The sequence below is a fragment of the Mycobacterium heidelbergense genome (assembly GCF_050205645.1).
Taxonomy (GTDB): domain Bacteria; phylum Actinomycetota; class Actinomycetes; order Mycobacteriales; family Mycobacteriaceae; genus Mycobacterium; species Mycobacterium heidelbergense_A.
This window is the reverse complement of record NZ_JBNMQT010000011.1, coordinates 1-17,341: the sequence shown is the minus strand read 5'-3', so window position 1 is coordinate 17,341 and position 17,341 is coordinate 1. Positions and strand designations below refer to the sequence as shown.

General features: G+C 67.5%; 19 protein-coding genes. 7 read left to right on the top strand and 12 right to left on the bottom strand.

The genetic code is table 11. The features are described from left to right. Nucleotides 1-19: 19 nt before the first annotated feature. On the top strand, nt 20-1,954 hold the full coding sequence (locus ACQI5H_RS14370) for an alanine racemase (RefSeq protein ID WP_427080031.1): 1,935 nt from the start codon (nt 20-22) through the stop codon (nt 1,952-1,954). Between the two features lie 2 nt (nt 1,955-1,956). On the opposite strand, the gene ACQI5H_RS14365 is transcribed toward ACQI5H_RS14370, so the two are convergent. The 7 genes from ACQI5H_RS14365 to ACQI5H_RS14335 form a co-directional block, all read right to left on the bottom strand. Continuing rightward, entirely contained in the window at nt 1,957-2,424 is a 468-nt protein-coding gene (locus tag ACQI5H_RS14365; protein ID WP_427080030.1) for a DUF350 domain-containing protein, read from the bottom strand. Nucleotides 2,425-2,440: 16 nt separating this feature from the next. After that, nucleotides 2,441-3,607 carry a glutathionylspermidine synthase family protein gene (locus ACQI5H_RS14360; protein WP_427080029.1) on the bottom strand — a complete coding sequence of 389 codons (1,167 nt, stop codon included), beginning with the start codon at nt 3,605-3,607 and terminating at the stop codon, nt 2,441-2,443. Next, entirely contained in the window at nt 3,604-4,239 is a 636-nt protein-coding gene (locus ACQI5H_RS14355; protein WP_427080028.1) for a hypothetical protein, read from the bottom strand. Before ACQI5H_RS14355 ends, ACQI5H_RS14360 begins: the two co-directional genes overlap by 4 nt. Before the next feature lie 159 nt (nt 4,240-4,398). Next, the gene (locus ACQI5H_RS14350) at nt 4,399-5,223 is read right to left on the bottom strand and encodes an HAD family hydrolase (RefSeq protein ID WP_427080027.1); all 825 of its coding nucleotides are present in this window, start codon (nt 5,221-5,223) and stop codon (nt 4,399-4,401) included. After that, a complete protein-coding gene (locus ACQI5H_RS14345) occupies nt 5,220-6,005 on the bottom strand; it encodes a lysophospholipid acyltransferase family protein (RefSeq protein WP_427080026.1) in 786 nt (261 codons plus the stop codon). The genes ACQI5H_RS14350 and ACQI5H_RS14345 overlap by 4 nt, the downstream gene beginning before the upstream one ends. 16 nt (nt 6,006-6,021) lie before the next feature. Continuing rightward, a complete protein-coding gene (locus ACQI5H_RS14340) occupies nt 6,022-6,789 on the bottom strand; it encodes a lysophospholipid acyltransferase family protein (protein ID WP_427080025.1) in 768 nt (255 codons plus the stop codon). Between the two features lie 3 nt (nt 6,790-6,792). Then, complete coding sequence (locus ACQI5H_RS14335) at nt 6,793-7,563, bottom strand: lysophospholipid acyltransferase family protein (RefSeq protein ID WP_427080186.1); 771 nt, start codon at nt 7,561-7,563, stop codon at nt 6,793-6,795. Between the two features lie 96 nt (nt 7,564-7,659). Here ACQI5H_RS14335 and ACQI5H_RS14330 point away from each other — a divergent pair, with 96 nt between their 5' ends. Beyond that, nucleotides 7,660-9,210, top strand: coding sequence for a Rieske 2Fe-2S domain-containing protein (locus tag ACQI5H_RS14330; protein ID WP_427080024.1), 1,551 nt, complete (start codon nt 7,660-7,662; stop codon nt 9,208-9,210). Continuing rightward, nucleotides 9,207-9,539 (top strand): hypothetical protein, encoded by a 333-nt coding sequence (locus tag ACQI5H_RS14325; protein WP_427080023.1) that lies wholly within the window; start codon nt 9,207-9,209, stop codon nt 9,537-9,539. The genes ACQI5H_RS14330 and ACQI5H_RS14325 overlap by 4 nt, the downstream gene beginning before the upstream one ends. Nucleotides 9,540-9,554: 15 nt before the next feature. On the opposite strand, the gene ACQI5H_RS14320 is transcribed toward ACQI5H_RS14325, so the two are convergent. Further along, the gene (locus tag ACQI5H_RS14320) at nt 9,555-11,111 is read right to left on the bottom strand and encodes a phytoene desaturase family protein (RefSeq protein WP_427080022.1); all 1,557 of its coding nucleotides are present in this window, start codon (nt 11,109-11,111) and stop codon (nt 9,555-9,557) included. Nucleotides 11,112-11,157: 46 nt separating this feature from the next. Further along, nucleotides 11,158-11,784, bottom strand: coding sequence for a TetR/AcrR family transcriptional regulator (locus ACQI5H_RS14315; protein ID WP_427080021.1), 627 nt, complete (start codon nt 11,782-11,784; stop codon nt 11,158-11,160). A gap of 69 nt (nt 11,785-11,853) precedes the next feature. Here ACQI5H_RS14315 and ACQI5H_RS14310 point away from each other — a divergent pair, with 69 nt between their 5' ends. After that, nucleotides 11,854-12,342 (top strand): DUF2834 domain-containing protein, encoded by a 489-nt coding sequence (locus ACQI5H_RS14310; protein WP_427080020.1) that lies wholly within the window; start codon nt 11,854-11,856, stop codon nt 12,340-12,342. A 2-nt stretch (nt 12,343-12,344) separates the two neighbouring features. On the opposite strand, the gene ACQI5H_RS14305 is transcribed toward ACQI5H_RS14310, so the two are convergent. Then, entirely contained in the window at nt 12,345-12,710 is a 366-nt protein-coding gene (locus ACQI5H_RS14305) for a winged helix-turn-helix transcriptional regulator (RefSeq protein WP_427080019.1), read from the bottom strand. On the opposite strand from ACQI5H_RS14305, the gene ACQI5H_RS14300 reads away from it, so the two are divergent. Then, nucleotides 12,709-13,287, top strand: a complete 579-nt coding sequence (locus ACQI5H_RS14300; protein WP_427080018.1) for a carboxymuconolactone decarboxylase family protein — start codon at nt 12,709-12,711, stop codon at nt 13,285-13,287. The two genes, ACQI5H_RS14305 and ACQI5H_RS14300, sit on opposite strands and share 2 nt — an antisense overlap. Before the next feature lie 21 nt (nt 13,288-13,308). Here ACQI5H_RS14300 and ACQI5H_RS14295 read toward each other — a convergent pair whose 3' ends face one another. Beyond that, nucleotides 13,309-13,884, bottom strand: coding sequence for a class I SAM-dependent methyltransferase (locus ACQI5H_RS14295; protein ID WP_427080017.1), 576 nt, complete (start codon nt 13,882-13,884; stop codon nt 13,309-13,311). Nucleotides 13,885-13,939: 55 nt separating this feature from the next. Here ACQI5H_RS14295 and ACQI5H_RS14290 point away from each other — a divergent pair, with 55 nt between their 5' ends. After that, nucleotides 13,940-14,683 (top strand): AraC family transcriptional regulator, encoded by a 744-nt coding sequence (locus ACQI5H_RS14290; protein WP_427080016.1) that lies wholly within the window; start codon nt 13,940-13,942, stop codon nt 14,681-14,683. On the opposite strand, the gene serS is transcribed toward ACQI5H_RS14290, so the two are convergent. Beyond that, nucleotides 14,680-15,939 carry a serine--tRNA ligase gene (gene serS, locus ACQI5H_RS14285; RefSeq protein WP_427080015.1) on the bottom strand — a complete coding sequence of 420 codons (1,260 nt, stop codon included), beginning with the start codon at nt 15,937-15,939 and terminating at the stop codon, nt 14,680-14,682. The genes ACQI5H_RS14290 and serS overlap by 4 nt on opposite strands. 120 nt (nt 15,940-16,059) lie before the next feature. Here serS and ACQI5H_RS14280 point away from each other — a divergent pair. After that, nucleotides 16,060-17,341: septum formation family protein (locus ACQI5H_RS14280; protein ID WP_427080014.1), on the top strand; the 1,282-nt coding region annotated here is incomplete at its 3' end.

Here is a 17,341-nt window from a genome sequence, read left to right as displayed (position 1 = left end):
GAGCATTAGTCTGCGAGCTGTGCCCGAGACGCCGTATTTGACGATCGATCTCGACCGGGTGCGAGAGAACTTCCGGACGCTGCGGGCCTTGTTGCCCGACGCGCGGATCCGCTACGCGGTGAAGGCGAACCCGGCCGAGCCGATCCTGCGTCTGCTCGCCGGCGAGAGCGCCGCGTTCGACGTTGCCTCCATCGGCGAGGTCGACGCGTGCGTTTCCGCCGGCATCGACGGGAGCCTGCTGAGCTTCGGGAATACGATCCAAAAACCCACGGAGGTGGCTCGGGCTTACGCGCACGGGGTTCGGCGGTTTGCTATCGACACCGAGCACCGTCTGACGGCGATCGCCGCCCAGGCGCCCGGGGCGGCATTGGAATGCCGCATTGCGGCGGGCTTCCCGTCGTCGGTGACGCCGTTCGGCCACAAGTTCGGCTGCACCCCCGCACAGGCCGCGGAATTGCTCGGCGGCGCCCGCCGCCTCGGCCTGCGGCCCGACGGCGTGTCGTTCCACGTCGGGTCGCAACAACTCGACCCGGCCGCATGGGAGCTCGGAATACGCACCGCCGCAACGGTATTCGACGCAGTGGGCGATCTCACGACGATCAACGTCGGAGGCGGGTTCCCCCTCGCGTATGCCGCCGACGCGCCACCCCTCGAGGCCTTCGCCGAGGCTTTGATGTCGGCGCTGACGCGCCACTTCGGCGCCAAACCACCGCGGCTCGTGGTCGAACCGGGACGGGTGATCGTCGGTTCGGCCGGCACGATCCGCTGCGAGGTGGTCGCGGTCCGAACCGGTACCGACGACCGGCGCTGGGTGTACCTCGACGTCGGCCGTTATGGGGGTCTGGCCGAGACCGAGAACGAGTACATCCGCTACCGCCTGCGGACCGGCCGCGACGGCGATCCGCTCGATGATGCCGTCGTCGCGGGCCCGACGTGCGACGGCGACGACGTGCTCTACCGGCACTATCCGCTTCCTGTCACGCTGCGGCCCGGCGACCGGGTCGAGATCGACGACGCCGGCGCGTATACCGCGAGCTACGCGTCGGTTGCCTTCAACGGATTGCCGCCGCTGCCAACGCATTTCGTGAACGCGCCTGAGGAGGGTCTACCCACCCGGGAGATCAGCGAGCATCTGGCCCCGGGGCTGACCCGAAACTGGCGCCTGTCCGACGTCCGCTGCGACGTGCGCACCGAGTTTCAGCATCTGGTGATCGGCCGGACGGAACAGGGAGTAACACTGTTCACCGACGGCGAGCGTCAGAGCACCGAGTTCAGTCAACTCGTCTACCACGAGGCGCTGCTGGTGCCGGCGCTGCTGCTGGCGGCGCGCATCGAACGGGTCCTCGTCGTCGGGTCCGGCGAGGGAGTGGCGAGCCAGCTGGCCGTCGCCGCCGGGGCGACGCACGTCGACCACGTCGACATCGATCGCGAAGCGGTCCGGCTGTGTGCACAGCATCTGCCCTACGGCTATACGGTGGACGAACTGCGCAGGGCGGAAAGCGGACTCGGCCCTGTCGCCATGCATTACGGCGACGGCTGGGACTTCGTCGCCCGGTGCGGCGCGCCGTATGACATCGTGGTGGTCGACCTTCCCGACGAGAGAACGGCGCCCGCGCAGCACAACCGGCTCTACGACGCCGACTTCCTGGCACGGTGCCGCAAGATCGGCTGCGTCGTCATCGGCCAGGCCGGCTGCCCGACGCTGTGGCGGAACCAATCGCTGCGCGCGTCGTGGCGGCGCTTTCACGAAACATTCGACACCGTAGTCTATTTCGGCAGCGACGAGCACGAGTGGGCATTCCTGTCGGGGCTCGACCACATCTGCGAGGATCCCCTCGCCGTGATGTCAGCGAGATTGCCGTCGCTGGCCTATCGGCCCCGCACCATCGATGCCGACACGCTCGTCGCAGCCACGATCCCGCCGAAGTCGCTGCGGGACAAGCCCGCCCGCTAGCGTCAAAGAATCGCGACGGCCACCACGATGCCCAGCGCGAACTGCGCCGCGGCCACCATCAGCGCCTCGTAGTTGAACTCGTCGGAGGCGAACAATGCGTTCATGTCGATCCCGATCACCATCGCCGCGATCCGCATCATCACCACCTGCGCCACGATCCCCACGATCCCGAAGACCGCTGAGCCCACCAGCCCCTCGAGCAGCTTTCCCGACGACGAGTAGATGGCCAGCACGACGATGAGCGCCATGCTGACCATGCCGGCCGCAGCGACGATGATGGCATTCGGCTTTCCCGCGTCGACCATGCTGCGCAGCGGTCCCGGAGTGGTGAGGTCGATCGCGTAGAACCCGATCATCATCAGCACCAAGCCGACGATCGCATACAAGAAGATCGCTCCGGCACCACGGCCGAGCACGGCCATGTAGCCCGCATCCCAGTAGCTCGAATTCAGCGCGGCTGTTGTTGTCATCGATGATCAACTCCGTTCATTTCTGCGGGATTCGATGCGGGACGAAGGCTGCGCCGTCGTCGGTGATCAGTCCGCCGGTCTCGCGGATGCCCAGCCCGGCCGCCGAATCGCCGACGATCCAGGCCCCCAGCGCGGGCCGCATGTCGTCGAACTCCGGCAACGGGTCCAGCAATTGGTACACGAACCCCTCTTCGCCGTAGACCCCGCCGGTGGCGGTCTCCAATCCGGCGCCGACGACGGTGACGTTCGCTCCCTCGCGCCCGAGCTTGGGCTTGCGGACGTACTCGGTGAGCTCGTGCGGGTCGTCGATGTATGCGGGCAACAGGTTCGGGTGGCCCGGATACATCTCCCACAGCATGGCCAGGATCGCCTTGTTCGACAGCAGCGTCTTCCACAGCGGCTCGATCCACATCGTCTGCGGCAGGCTCGACACGACGTTGTGGCCGAACTCGTCGTCGAGCACCCACTCCCAGGGGTAGAGCTTGAAGATCGCGTGGATCGGATCCTCTTCCAGGTCGACGAACCGCTGCAGGGCGGAGTCCCAACCCAGGTCCTCGATCACCAAGCCGACGGTCGAAAAGCCCGCCTCGGCCGCGGTTTCCTGCATGTAGGTGGTCGTGATCTGGTCTTCGCCGGTGGCCTCCACCCCGGACCAACTCAAGTGCAGCTCGTTGGTGGGCAGCAGGTCACGCAACTGCTTCCAACGGGCGACCAGCTGTTCGTGCAACGAGTTCCACTGGTCGTCGCCGGGGAACTTGTCTTTGAGCCAATACCATTGCAGGATGGCGGCTTCCAGCAGCGTCGTGGGTGTATCGGCGTTGTACTCGAGCAGCACCGCCGGGCGTCTCCCGTCGTAGCGCAGGTCGAAGCGCCCGTAGACATGGGGGTCGGAACGGCGCCACGATTCGGCGATCGGCTGCCAACTCCATTCCGGCAGGCCGAAATCCGCGTACCGCTCCATCAGCACGACCTGCTCGACGGCGTTCAGGCACATCGAGTGCAGCAGCTCGACGTCGGCTTCCAGCGCGAGGATCTCGTCCATGTCGAATTCGTAGTACACCGACTCGTCCCAATACGGGCGGTCCGCGCCGCGCGCGTCACGGGCCGGTGTTCCGTACACCAGCCCCTGCGATTCGACGATCGACCGCCAGTTCGGCCGCGGCTTTTCCCTGCCGCGCTTCACGAACCGCTGCCCTTGCCGCCGCCGAGCTTGCCGCCCAGCCCGCCGCGGGAAATGGTGGAGCCCGACTTGGTCTTGATCGTTGCGCCCTTGGGCGCGCTCGTCGTCCCGCCGATCGGGCGCGAACCCACCGATCCCGAGCTGCCGTAGTAGTAGCGGTACTGGTGCCCGCCGAAGAAGAAGAAGCCGTTGAGGCCCGCCGTGTGATCGGTGCAGTAGCTGTCCGGCACGATCACCGGCTGGCCATTCGGGTCATCCCGGACGCACTGCGCGGTCACGGTGGGCGCCGACAACGCCCAATATCCCAGAGCCGCAACGACTCCCACCACGCCGACGGCGGCCGCGGAACCCATCAGCACCCGACGCTGCCGGCGCCGCTTGGCTTCCGCTTCGAGTCGCGCCTCTTCGGCCTCCTGCTGCTTCTTGGCGAACTTCTCCCGCGCGCGCAACTCGGCGGGCGTTGCGGGCCGCGGCTTCGTCGTGGCCGCGTCCTGGAATTCCATGCTGCCGCCGGACGGGTACTGCGCGGAGTCGTCTTCCTCCGGCCGGGCGTCTTCGCCCTCGGGTGGCTCGGCCGGGGCGGGCTTGTCGCTGTCGGGCTCGCCGCCGTTCGGCGGCTTTTCCTCGGAGCCCACTACCGGTCCTTCGGTCCGGACAGATCGCCGCGGCCCGCCCCATCACCCCTCAGGTAGGTGACGGCGTGACGCGGCGCGACGGGCCGAAAGGCGGGCACGCGGGCAGTCTGCCACATTTGCTACCCGTGCGGCAGTGAACTTCCCGGGCCCGTCGCAGGGCTAAAGCCACCAGCGTTCCAGCACCCGCCCGACCCCGTCGTCGTCGTTGGTCGCGGTGACCTCATCGGCGGCGGCCCGCACATCCGGATGCGCATTCCCCATCGCCACGCCGTGACCCGCCCACAGCAGCAGCGGCACGTCGTTGGGCATGTCCCCGAAGGCCACCACCTCGTGATCGGCAATGCCCAGCGGTTTGGCGACCTCCTCCACGCCGGTGGCCTTGCTGATCCCCAGCGGGACGACCTCCACCAGCCCGTTGTTGGTGGAGAAGGTGATGTCGCCCTCGATGCCGACGTGCTTGGTCAGTTCGGCGGCCATGTCCTCGCTGCGGGCACCGGCCTTGCGGATCAGCAGCTTGATCGCCGGCGCGCTGAGCAGGTCCTGGATCGACACCTCGGTGTTGTCCGGGTTGAGCCACGCGTGCTCGTAGCCCGGCGAGCTGATGAACTGAGGCGTCGCGGTGTCATGCGCGCGTTCGCCGATCCGCTCGACGGCAAGCCCCACGCCCGGGATGGAGCGCGTCGCGATCTCGGCCAACTCGGCAAGGGTGTCGACGGACAGCGTGCGTGCGGACACCACCCGGTCGGACTCGGGGTCGTAGACGACGGCGCCGTTGGCACACACCGCCATTGGCGCGAACCCGAGGGCGTCGACGACCGGGCGTATCCAGCGCGGGGGGCGGCCGGTGGCCACGACGAACCGAGCGCCCGCGGCCACCGCGGCGCGTATGGCAGCGCGGGTGCGCGGGGAGATGGTTTCGTTTCCGTCGAACAAGGTGCCGTCGACGTCGCATGCGATGAGCGACGGCAATATCGGGTCGGTCAATGCAATCCGCTTTGGGATTGCCCCGGACGGGTCACGCCATCAGTTCCGTGCCGCTTGATCCGCTCCTGCAATTCGGACAACCGGATCGCCTGGGAATCTTCGCGGCTGGGCGCGCTGCCGCCGAGGCGCCGCGGAACCCAGTACTCGCCCTCGGGGTGCGGATACTCCTCTTGCACTTGATAGAGCAACTCCGTCATCGCGGTGCGCAGCGCGACGTTGATTTGCTCCGGGGTGCCGTGGGGCGGCAGTGGCCGCCCGACCGCCACGGTGATCGGAACCTTGTTGCGCCACACCTTCTTCGGATGGTCCTTGGGCCAAATCCGATGCGCGCCCCAGACGACCACGGGAAGGATCGGCGCCCGGGCGTCCAGCGCCATCCGCGCGGCACCGGTCTTGAATTCCCTGAGCTCGAAGCTGCGGCTGATGGTCGCCTCGGGATGCATCCCGATGAGTTCGCCCTCGCTCAGCCGCTGCACGGCGACGTCGAAAGCGTCGTGTCCGCGCCTGCGGTCCACCGGGATGAGCCGGGCGTGCTTGATCACGTAGTTGACCGACTTCACCTCGCCCATCTCGGCCTTGATCATGAAGTACATGCGACGGCCGCGTTCCTTTACGGCCAGCATCGTCGGAAGCCAGTCCAGATAGCTGGTGTGGTTCTGGGCGAGTATCGCTCCGCCGCGCTGCGGAATGTTCTCCAGGCCGCGGTAGGTGAATTTGGTTCCCTGCATTGCGACGACCGGCGGGACGATCAACTCGCCGAACCGGTAAAAGGCGTTTGCCATGTCCTTCTCCTTCGCCCTACCGCGATCGATGCGGGGTGTGGTTTGCGGCCTTATCGGCCAATCGGGCCGCGGCCTCGTCGGCTTCGATCTGAGCCGCCTCGGCCAACGTCGGTGCGCCGCCGCCCAGCCGGCGCGGCACCCAATAGGCGCCGGGCGGACGCGGATATCCCTGCTGGGCCCGATCCAGCAGCGCGGTCATCGAGTCCCGCAGCGCGGCGTTGGTTCGCGCGACGTCGTCGGCGGCTCGCAGCGGCGGGCCCACCTGCACGATGACCGGCACCTTGTGGCGGCCGACGTGTCGCGGGTGGTCCTTGGTCCAGATCCGCTGCGCGCCCCAGACGATCACGGGAACGATCGGGACATCGGCCTCGAGGGCCATGCGGGCGGCGCCGGTCTTGAATTCCTTGAGCTCGAAGCTTCGGCTGATGGTGGCCTCGGGGTAGACGCCGACCAGTTCCCCCTCGCGGAGCCGCTCTACGGCCACCGCATAGGCGGCGGCGCCGGCGTCTCGATCCACCGGGATGGTCTTGGTGTGGTTGATCAGGAAGTTGACGACCTTCACCCGCTGCATTTCCGCCTTGATCATGAACCGCAGTCGGCGGCCGCGGCGGTGCATGGCCAGCGCGGCCGGCAGAAAGTCGACGTAGCTGGTGTGATTGATCGCGACCACCGCGCCACCGTGGGCGGGAACGTTCTCCTCGCCGCGATAGGTGATCTGCGTGCCGGTCGCCATGACGACCAGCTGCGCCATGATCTCGAGCGTGCGGAAGGTCGGCTCCACCATCGACTACGACTCCGACGCTCCTGCGGCCTGGGCGCGACGGGCCGCGCGCGCGGCCGCCTCCTCGGCCTCGAGGCGGGACGCCTCGGCCAACGACGGGGCGCCACCGCCCAGCCGGTGCGGCACCCAGAACTCCCCGGCGGGATGCGGCCCATACTGTTCCTGCGCCCGTTCCAGCAGGTGTTGCATGCGCGAGTGCAGCAGGCCCTTCAAATCCTCGATCGCCAGCGTCGGAGCGATCGGTTCGCCGACCAGCACTGTGATCGGCACCTTCGGGCGAAGCAGTTTCTTGGGATGGCCCTTGGTCCAGATCCGTTGCGCACCCCAGACGATGTGCGGAACGATCGGCACGCCGGCCTCGATCGCCATCCGGGTGGCCCCGGACTTGAACTCCTTGATCTCGAAACTGCGGCTGATCGTGGCTTCGGGGTACACCCCGACCAGTTCGCCGTCCTTCAACATCCGGACGGCGGCCTCGTACGACGCGGCCCCGTCCAGCCGGTCCACCGAGATGTGCCGCAGGCTGCGCATGATCGGCCCGGTGATGTTGTGGTCGAAGACCTCCTGCTTGGCCATGAACCGCACTTTGCGGCCCAGGCCCTGCTTGTAGGCGGGCAAACCGGCGAAGGTGAAGTCGAGGTAGCCGGTGTGGTTGATCGCGACGACGGCCCCGCCGCTGGTCGGCAGGTTCTCGACCCCGGACACGGTGATTTTCAGGCCCTGTAGGCGCCAGACCAACCGGGCAAGCTGGATGACAGTCCCGTATACCGGTTCCACAGCCATTCAGCGTAATGCTCCCGGCTGTGCGCGGGGTCGCGGCAGCGGCCCCACGCTAAACTTGGGGCGATTCCCAGAACTCTGAGAAAGGCATTTGTGCAGGTCACGAGCGTAGGTCACGCCGGATTTCTGATCCAGACCCATGCGGGCAGCATCCTGTGTGACCCCTGGGTGAATCCGGCCTACTTCGCATCCTGGTTTCCATTCCCGGACAACAGCGCGCTGGACTGGGACACGCTCGGCGACTGTGACTACCTCTACGTCTCGCACCTGCACAAGGACCACTTCGACGCGAAACACCTCAGCGCGCACGTCAACAAAGACGCGGTGGTGCTGTTGCCCGACTACCCGGTGCCCGACCTGCGAAATGCGCTGCAGGAGTTAGGCTTTCACAGGTTCGTCGAGACCACCGACTCGGTCAAGCACCGGATCAGCGGGCCCAAGGGTGACCTTGACGTCATGGTCATCGCGCTGCGCGCACCTGCGGACGGCCCGATCGGCGATTCGGCGCTGGTGGTTTCCGACGGCACCACAACGGTTTTCAACATGAACGATGCGCGGCCGGTGGATTTGGATGTGCTGACATCCGAGTTCGGCCACATCGACGTGCACCTGCTCCAGTACTCGGGGGCGATCTGGTACCCGATGGTCTACGACATGCCGGCCCGCGCCAAGGAATCGTTCGGCACCCAGAAACGGCAGCGCCAAATGGACCGCGCCCGCCAATACATCGCCCAGGTGGGGGCGACCTGGGTGGTGCCGTCGGCGGGGCCGCCGTGCTTCCTGGACCCCGAGCTGCGCCACCTCAACGACGATCACGGCGACCCGGCCAACATCTTCCCCGACCAAATGGTGTTCCTCGACCAGATGCGCAGCCACGGGCACGATCGCGGTCTGCTGATGATTCCCGGATCGACCGCGGACTTCACCGGCACGGAACTGAATTCGCTGCGCCACCCGCTACCCACCGCCGAGGTGGAGGCCATCTTCACCACCGGCAAGGCGGCCTACATCGCCGACTACGCCGACCGGATGGCGCCCGTCCTGGCGGCCGAGCGGGCCGGCTGGGCGCCCGCCACCGGCGAGCCGCTGCTGGACGGGCTGCGCGCGCTGTTAGAGCCGATCATGCTGCAAAGCGACGAAATCTGCGACGGCATCGGCTACCCCGTCGAACTGGTGATCGGCCCGGAGACCGTGATCCTCGACTTTCCGAAACGAGCCGTGCGCGAACGGATTCCCGACGAAAAGGTTCGCTATGGTTTCGCGATCGCGCCCGAGCTGGTGCGCACCGTGCTGCGCGACCGCGAGCCGGACTGGGTCAACACCATCTTCCTGTCGACCCGTTTCACCGCGTGGCGGGTCGGTGGCTACAACGAGTACCTGTACACCTTCTTCAAGTGCCTCACCGACGAACGGATCGCCTACGCCGACGGTTGGTTCGCCGAGACCCACGACGACTCCGCCTCGGTCACCCTGGACGGCTGGGAGATTCAGCGCCGCTGTCCGCACCTCAAGGCCGACCTATCGAAATTCGGTGTGGTGGAAGGCAACACGCTGACCTGCAACCTGCACGGCTGGCAGTGGCGACTGGACGACGGCCGGTGCCTGACCTCGCGGGGTCATCAGCTGCGGAGCTCGCGGGCATGAGCGAGACGTATGACGACGGTTTAGTCCAGCTGGACCGCAGGGCGATCACGTTGCGCCGCTATCACTTTCCCTCCGGTACCTCCAAGGTGATCGCGTTGGCCACGATCCGCGGGTACAAAGCCGAATCGCTGGGCATGTTCATGCAGCGGTTCCGTATCTGGGGGAGCTCGGACTTACGTCGCTGGCTGCCGCTGGACGTGCAGCGGCCGCTCAAGTCGACGTTGATCACCCTGGACGTCCCGGGAACCTGGCCGAGCCCCGCGTTCACGCCGGCGCGCCCGGACGAGTTCACCGCCCTGCTCGACGTGTTGCTGAGCGGGCTCGCCTAATACCGCGCCGAGAGACTAGCGGTCGACCAGGGCAGCGAGAGCGGCGTTGTAGCCGGGGATGAACGTGATTCCCGGGCCCCCATGGCAACCCGCGCTGCCCAGGTACAGTCCCTCGATCGGAATCGGCTGACCGAGAAAGCCTTTCGGGCCGGGCCGGTTCGGGCCGATCTGATTGGGATTCAGCAGCCCGTGGCAGAAGTCGCCGCCCGGGGCGCCGAACATCACGCCCATGTGCTTGGGCGTGAAGGTGGTGTGCCGGATGATGCTGCGTTCGAAATTCGGTGCGAGCCGGGTGATCTTGTCTATCACCCGCTGACCCATTTCGACCTTTGCCTTGCCATAGTCGGCACCGCCCTCGATGGGGAACCACATCGCGAACGCCGACGCGGCGTGCTTGCCCTCGGGCGCGAGGTCCGGATCGTTCTGCGACGGGATCTGCAACACCACCGTCGGGTCGGCCGGAACGATCCCGCGCCGGGCATCCTCCCACTGCCGCTGGACTTCCTCCGGCGTACAGAACAGGCCGAGGGAGGCCTGCATGGCCGGGTCGTTGAGGGCCTCGTACGGCGCGCTGAAGGCGGGGGCCTCATCGAGCGCGAAGTGCATCTGCAGATAGCTGCCGCGGTGATCGATTCGCGCATAGCGTTCCCGGATGTCGGCGGGCAGCGCGGCCGGATCGATCAGTTCGTTGAGCGTGACGTCGGGCGCGATGCCGGAGACGACGATCGGAGCCGTGAGCGTCTCCCCGGCCTCGGTCCGCACCCCGCTCACGCGGCCGTCGGCGACGACGATCTCGGTCACCTTGGTGCGCAGCCGGACCTCGCCGCCCTGGCTCTCGAGAAGAGTGCACAGATGCGCCGTGAGCGCGCCGATGCCGCCGCGGAGCTTCTTCATCTGCATGGTGTTCCCGTCGGGAACGCCCAGCCCGAAGGCCAGCGCGGCCGCGCTGCCCGGCGTCGACGGCCCGCGGTAAAGGGTGTTGACGGCCAGCACCGTCATCGAGCCGCGCAGGGCGCCGTGCTTCTCGCGGTCGGGAAGATAGCGGTCCAAGATGTCGGTGACCGAACCGAACAGCATGTCATCGATGGCTGAGCGTTCGAATTCGTTTGTGGCGCAGGCATACATCTCGTCCAGCGTCTTGGGCGGCGCACCCGCGTCGAAGCGGCCCAGCGCCCTCGTCGGCGCCTGGCTCCAGGCCATCAGTCCCGCCATGCCGTTGACCGCGTCCGCGCCGTGCACCTCGTTGAGGTGAGTGAACAGCTTGACCGGGTCGCTGTACTGGACCAGCGGGTCGTCGCCCACACCGCGCACGGCCACCGACATCACGTCCAGGTCGATGGTCTCCAGGGTGTCCAGGCCCAGTTCCTCGACGACCACCGAAGCCGTCGGGAATTGCACCGACCCCGCGATCTCAAACTGGTACCCGTCGAACAGCTCCACCGTCGAGGCCATCCCACCGGCGTACAGCTTGGGGTCCACGCACACGGTCCGCAGGCCCGCCTTCTGCAGCAGCACCGCCGCGGCCAGGCCGTTGTGCCCGGCGCCGATAACTATCGCGTCATATCCGGTCATGTCGTCCCTCCGCACGCAGGCTGGCATGGACGCAAAGTTTTGTCAATTATGACGAAACTTTGTCGGGCGCCCAGGCGTCGGTGATGCCGGCGCGCAGCGATTCCAGTGCCGTGTGGGAGACCCTGGCCAGCTCCCCCAGGGACCGGTCCTCGCCGAGCATCCAGACTTCCATCGCACCGAAGACGGCCGCAGCGATGCAGCGCGCGGTCACCGCGATGCGCAACCGCTCATCCGTCGTGCGGTGCGGTGTCCGGCTACGGCGCTGCAGCTGCGCCTGGATGGCATCGGCGAAGTCGGCCTGGACTTCCTGGATGTGCCGGACGATGCGGCCCGGGTCCAGCTCGCCGCCTCGCAGCGCGGCGATTTTGGTAACCGCTTCAACGTCATACGGAAACGCGAAGATCGCCGCCTGCACCGAATCGATGATCGGTTCGCCGGCCGGCCTGTCGTTGAGCGCGGCGCGAAACCAGTGCAGCCCGGTGAAGTCGGCAAACAGCAGATCGTGTTTCGAACGGAAGTGACGATAGAACGTCCGCAGCGACACCCCGGCGTCCGCCGCGATCTGTTCGGCCGACGTTTCCTCGACGCCCTGGGCCAGGAATCTCACCACGGCGGCCTGGCGCAGCGCTTCGCGCGTGCGCTCGCTGCGCGCCGTCTGAGCGGGCCGGACCATGCCAGTAACGTACCCCTTCACGTTGTGTCAATATTGACAAAACTTCGGAACACGAGCGAGACTTCGCCCATGGTCTCGCTACTCACGCACGCGGTACTTGGACTGGCGGTCATCGTCTGGATCGTCAGGGCCAACTCAAAGGTTTTCGCCCGCCCCGCCACCGGCCCGGTCTTCTCGCCGATGGAAATCGTGTACTACGTCGTCGGCATCGCGTCGGTCGGGCTCGGTTGGTATTTCAACATCACCTACGTGGAGGAATACTCGCACGGGGGATCGACCAATCCGCTGTGGGGCGAACACGGCAGTTGGGTCGAATACATGAAGTTGATGTTCACCAATCCCGCCGCCAGCTCGGCCAGCCAGGACTACACGATCGCGAATGTCATTCTGCTGCCGCTTTTTACCATTGTCGACGGCTATCGCCGGGGCCTGCGGCACCCGTGGCTGTACTTCGTGTCCAGCCTGTTCACCAGCTTCGCGTTCGCGTTCGCCTTCTACTTCGCAACCATCGAGCGGCAGCGCCGCCACGAGCAGGCCCGCGAGACGGTGAGCGCCTGAGCTCAGCCCGTTTCCCGGGCCCAGCGACGGGCCCAACCGTCCAACGGGGCCAGCGCCTCTCCCAGGGACTGACCCAGGCCGGTCAGTTCGTAGCACTGGTCGTCACGCTGCGCGATGAGGCCCGCGACCGTCAGCTCGCCGAGGCGCTCGTACAGCACGCTGGGCGACATGCCGTCGCAGCGCTCGCGCAACGGCCTGGCTCCCAGCGGTCCGTCGCGCAACTCCCACAGCACCCGCAGCGACCACCGCCGGCCGAGCAGGTCCAGCGCGGCCATGATCGGGCGCCCGGTGGTCGATCCGCGCACCGGCCGCCCGGGCCGGGCCGCCGGTTGACGTTTCGGTTTCCGTAACGTAGCTTTCTTCTCCATGGTTACGGAAATCGTAACGCCTCGCATTGGCGCCCTGGAACCGCCCCATCCGCCGGCGGTGACCGCACAGCTGGAGAAGATGATGCCGCCGGGCGTGCCGCCGATCGCGCTGTTCCGCACCGTGGCGCGCAACCTGCCGATGGCCGAGGCGATGACGCTCTGGGGCAGCTACGAGCTGAGCCGGGCTCTGTCGCTGTCGCTTCGCGATCGCGAAATCGTGATCGACCGAACCTGCGCGCGCTGCGGCTGCGAATACGAATGGGGCGTCCACGTCGCGTTTTTCGCCGCGCGAGCGGGGCTGGATGACGATCAGGTCCGCTCTTTGACACATGGCTTCGCCGGCGATGCGTGCTGGGCCCGCGAGCGGGATCGGTTGTTGATCCGCGCCGTCGACGCGCTCTACGACCACCGAGACATCGACAACGCACTCTGGGCGGCGCTGCGCGACGAGTTCGACGAACGCGAGGTTCTCGACCTCACCATGCTGTGCGGGTGGTATCACGCGATCAGCTTCACCGCGCGCGCCGCTCGCGTCCCGCTCGAGGCGGGCAGCCCGACATTCGCCGACTTCGCCTAGGGCTCCGGCACCTCGGTGCCATCACGCGGCGAGCGGTTTGATCGCCCGCCATCTCTGTCGGCCACCCTTGGCGTCGACGCGGATGTCGGTGAATCCCGCCGCTCCAAGCCGCCGGCGGAGATCCGGCGGCGCGATCGGGTTGTAGGTGTCGGCGATGTGGATCAGCCGGAATGCCAGGGAGGGCACACCGTCGCTGCCGGCGAAGGTGCCCCCGGGTTGCAGCACCCGAAACGCCTCCGCGAACAGCTGATCTTGGAGCCCCGTGCTGGGCACGTGATGCAGCATCGTGAAGCACACCACCGACGAGAAGTGGTCATCGGGCAGCCCGGTGCTGGTGCCGTCGCCGTGGATGATGCGTGCCCGGTCGCCATAGCGGCGGTCCAGCTCATCGGCCATCGGACCGTCGACTTCGACGGCGGTGAGCGAGCCGGTCCGGTCGAGCAGAGCCCGCAGCGTCGCGCCATAGCCAGGGCCGATTTCCAGTGTGCGCGCGCCCAATTCGACGTGGTGTAGCGACCAGGGCAGGAGCTCGTCGGCCACCATTTTCGCCCAGTCGGCCGAGCTGCACCGGCGTCGGTGTAGGAGGTTCATTGCCATACGCAGAACGCTAGGCCCTACCCGCTGCGGCCAGCTTCCGATATTCTGCCGAGTTATGTCGGAAAACGGCCACCACGGATTGGCGACGTCGTCGCAATCGCTGCCGCCGGGAGCGCGGATCGACCGTCACCGCCATCCGCTGCACCAGATCGTCTACCCGTCCTCGGGAGCGGTCTCGGTCACCACTCCGGCGGGAACCTGGATCACCCCGGTGAACCGCGCCATCTGGATACCGGCCGGCCATTGGCACGAGCACCGGTTCCACGGCCACACGCAATTCCACGGCGTCGCGCTGGATCCGAAGCGCTACCGGGGCGGTCCGGCAACACCGACCGTGCTCGCGGTCAATCCGCTGATGCGCGAACTGATCATCGCCTGTTCGCAAACCGAGGGCACCGACACCGACGAGCATCACCGGATGCTGGCCGTGTTGCACGACCAACTGCAAAACACGAGCATCCGTGAGCCACTGTGGATTCCCACGCCGGTCGAGGGCCGCTTGCGGCAGGCATGCGCGTTGGTCGCCGACAACCTGACCGAGCCCTTGACGTTGCGGCAGATCGGTGAGCAAATCGGCGTCGGCCAGCGCACCCTGAGCCGACTGTTCAGCGACGAGCTGGGGATGACCTTCCCGCAATGGCGCACCCAACTTCGGCTGCACCACGCGCTGATGCTGTTGGCCGAGCACCGCGACGTCACCTCGGTGGCCGCCGAATGCGGATGGGCCACGCCCAGCGCCTTCATCGACACCTACCGGCGCGCGTTTGGGCACACGCCGGCGCGATCAAGCCGGCCTTAACCGACGGGCTCGAGCAGCTCGGTGCCGACGAAGGGAACCAGCGCGTCGGGGACCCGCACGCTGCCGTCGGGCTGCTGGTGGTTCTCCAGGATCGCGACCAGCCACCGGGTGGTGCCCAGCGTGCCGTTGAGCGTCGCGGCGATCTGCGGCTTGCCGTTGTCGTCGCGGTAGCGGGTGGCCAGCCGGCGCGCCTGAAACGTGGTGCAGTTCGACGTCGACGTCAGCTCGCGGTAGGCCCCCTGCGTGGGAACCCACGCCTCGCAGTCGAACTTGCGCGCGGCCGACGAGCCGAGATCGCCTGCGGCCACGTCGATTACCCGATACGGCACGTCGATGAGCGCGAGCAGCTCGCGCTGCCAGCCCAGCAGCCGTTGATGCTCCGCCTCGGCGTCGGCGGGTGTGCAGTAGACGAAGCCCTCCACCTTGTCGAACTGATGCACCCGGATGATGCCGCGGGTGTCCTTGCCGTAGCTGCCGGCCTCGCGGCGGAAACACGACGACCACCCCGCGTAGCGCAGCGGCCCGCCGGACAGGTCCAGGATCTCGTCGGCGTGGTAGCCGGCCAGCGGCACCTCGGAGGTGCCGACCAGGTAGAGGTCGTCGGCTTCCACCCGATACACCTCGTCGGCATGGGCGCCCAGAAATCCGGTGCCCGCCATCACTTCTGGGCGCACCAGCACCGGCGGGATCATCGGGATGAACTCGTTGTCGACGGCCAGCCGCAGCGCCAGCTGCAGCACGCCGAGCTGTAACAGTGCGCCGCGACCGGTCAGGAAGTAGAACCGTGAGCCGGACACCTTGGCGCCGCGTTGCATGTCGATGAGGCCCAGCGCCTCACCGAGTTCCAAGTGGTCCCTGGGGTTTTCGATCGCCCTGGGTTCGCCGACGACGTCGAGGACCGCGAAGTCGTCCTCCCCGCCCGCCGGGACTCCGTCGATGATGACGTTGGAGATCGCCATGTGTGCCGCGGTGAACGCCGCCTCGGCTTCGGTCTGGGCGGCTTCGGCGGCCTTCACCTGCTCGGCGAGTTCCTTGGCGCGCGCGAGCTTGGCCGGCCGCTCCTCGGCCGACGCGGCGCCCACGCTCTTGCTGGCGGACTTCTGTTCGGCGCGCAGGGCGTCGCCGTTCGAAATCGCGGCCCGGCGGTTCGCGTCGGCCGTCAGCAGGGCGTCCACGAGCGCCGGGTCTTCGCCACGGCTGAGTTGGGAACGGCGTACGGCGTCGGGATCCTCGCGAAGCAGCTTCAGGTCGATCACGGCCTGAAGACTACTTTTGGCCCACGGACGGCGTCGCACAGCACCACCCGCAGGCGATCACACGACGCACATGCGCCACATCCGTCACGCGGCTCCGCGGCTCCTGTCAGAATGGAGCCGATGTTGGATACCCCCGAAGCGGAAGTTTCTCCACCCGGCCGCGCCGCCGGGGAGGCGGGAGCTCCGGCTGCCGCGTTCCAGTGGCCGCGCGGTTTGCAGGCGACCGCGACCAGGCGGGCGCTGCTCCTCTTCGCGCTCGGCGGCCTGCTGATCGCCGGACTGGTGACCGCAATCCCGGTTGGCGGCGGGCAGGGACGGCTGGCCGGCTACCTCGACAGCGGTCCGGTGCCCAGCACCGGAGCCAAGAGCGACGCCGCCTTCAACCGCGCCAAAAGTGGTGACTGCCTGATGTGGCCGGACATCACGCCGGAGTCGGCGAGCATCGTCAACTGCGCGGACGACCACAAGTTCGAGGTCGCCGAGTCCGTCGACATGCGGACGTTCCCGGGCTCGGAATACGGGCCCAACGCGGCCCCGCCGTCGCCCGCGCGTATTCAGCAGATCAGCCAGGAACAGTGCGAGGCCGCTGCGCACCGCTACCTCGGGCCGAAGTTCGATCCCAACGGCAAGTTCATCGTCAGCATGCTGTGGTCGGGTGACCGGGCGTGGCGCCAGGCCGGCGAGCGCCGCATGCTGTGCGGCCTGCAGCTGCCCGGACTGAACAACCAACAGGCCGCATTCAAGGGCAAGGTCGCCGACATCGACCAGTCCAAGGTCTGGCCCGCCGGCACCTGCCTGAGCATCGACCCGGCCACCAACCAACCGATCGACGTTCCCGTCGACTGCGCCGCGCCGCACGCGATGGAGATCACGGGCACGGTCAACCTCGGTGAGAGGTTCCGCGGCCCCCTGCCCGCCGAGCCCGAGCAGGACGGCTTCATCAAAGACTCCTGCACCAAGATGACCGACACCTTCCTCGCGCCGGTCAAGTTGCGCACCACCACCCTGACGCTGATCTACCCCACCGTGTCACTGCCCAGCTGGCAGGCGGGCAGCCGTGAGGTCGCCTGCAGCATCGGCGCCAGCCTGGGCAACGGGGGCTGGGCCACGCTGGTGAACCACGCCAAGGGGCAGCTGCTGATCAACGGTCAGCCCCCGGTCCCACCGCCGGACATCCCCGAAGAGCGGCTCACGATGCCGCCCATTCCGGTTCAGGCGCCGGAGCCCAGCTCGCCGCCGGACGCCATCCCGCCGAACAATCAGCACCTTCCGCAACAACAGCCGGTCGTGACGCCGCCCCGCGAGCCGGCGTCGCAGGCTCCGGCGACGCAACCACCTCCGGAAGGGCCACCGCCCCCGGCGGACGGCGGGGCACCGCCACCGCCCCCTCCGGCACCCGAGG

Bases quoted from the DNA above. Each gene is read 5' to 3' on its own strand.
- ACQI5H_RS14295 (WP_427080017.1), bottom strand. From the start codon at position 13,884: ATGGCAATGAACCTCCTACACCGACGCCGGTGCAGCTCGGCCGACTGG.
- ACQI5H_RS14340 (WP_427080025.1), bottom strand. From the start codon at position 6,789: ATGGTGGAGCCGACCTTCCGCACGCTCGAGATCATGGCGCAGCTGGTC.
- ACQI5H_RS14325 (WP_427080023.1), top strand. From the start codon at position 9,207: ATGAGCGAGACGTATGACGACGGTTTAGTCCAGCTGGACCGCAGGGCG.
- ACQI5H_RS14315 (WP_427080021.1), bottom strand. From the start codon at position 11,784: ATGGTCCGGCCCGCTCAGACGGCGCGCAGCGAGCGCACGCGCGAAGCG.
- ACQI5H_RS14300 (WP_427080018.1), top strand. From the start codon at position 12,709: ATGGTTACGGAAATCGTAACGCCTCGCATTGGCGCCCTGGAACCGCCC.
- ACQI5H_RS14365 (WP_427080030.1), bottom strand. From the start codon at position 2,424: ATGACAACAACAGCCGCGCTGAATTCGAGCTACTGGGATGCGGGCTAC.
- ACQI5H_RS14310 (WP_427080020.1), top strand. From the start codon at position 11,854: ATGGTCTCGCTACTCACGCACGCGGTACTTGGACTGGCGGTCATCGTC.
- ACQI5H_RS14320 (WP_427080022.1), bottom strand. From the start codon at position 11,111: ATGACCGGATATGACGCGATAGTTATCGGCGCCGGGCACAACGGCCTG.
- ACQI5H_RS14290 (WP_427080016.1), top strand. From the start codon at position 13,940: ATGTCGGAAAACGGCCACCACGGATTGGCGACGTCGTCGCAATCGCTG.
- ACQI5H_RS14305 (WP_427080019.1), bottom strand. From the start codon at position 12,710: ATGGAGAAGAAAGCTACGTTACGGAAACCGAAACGTCAACCGGCGGCC.
- ACQI5H_RS14345 (WP_427080026.1), bottom strand. From the start codon at position 6,005: ATGGCAAACGCCTTTTACCGGTTCGGCGAGTTGATCGTCCCGCCGGTC.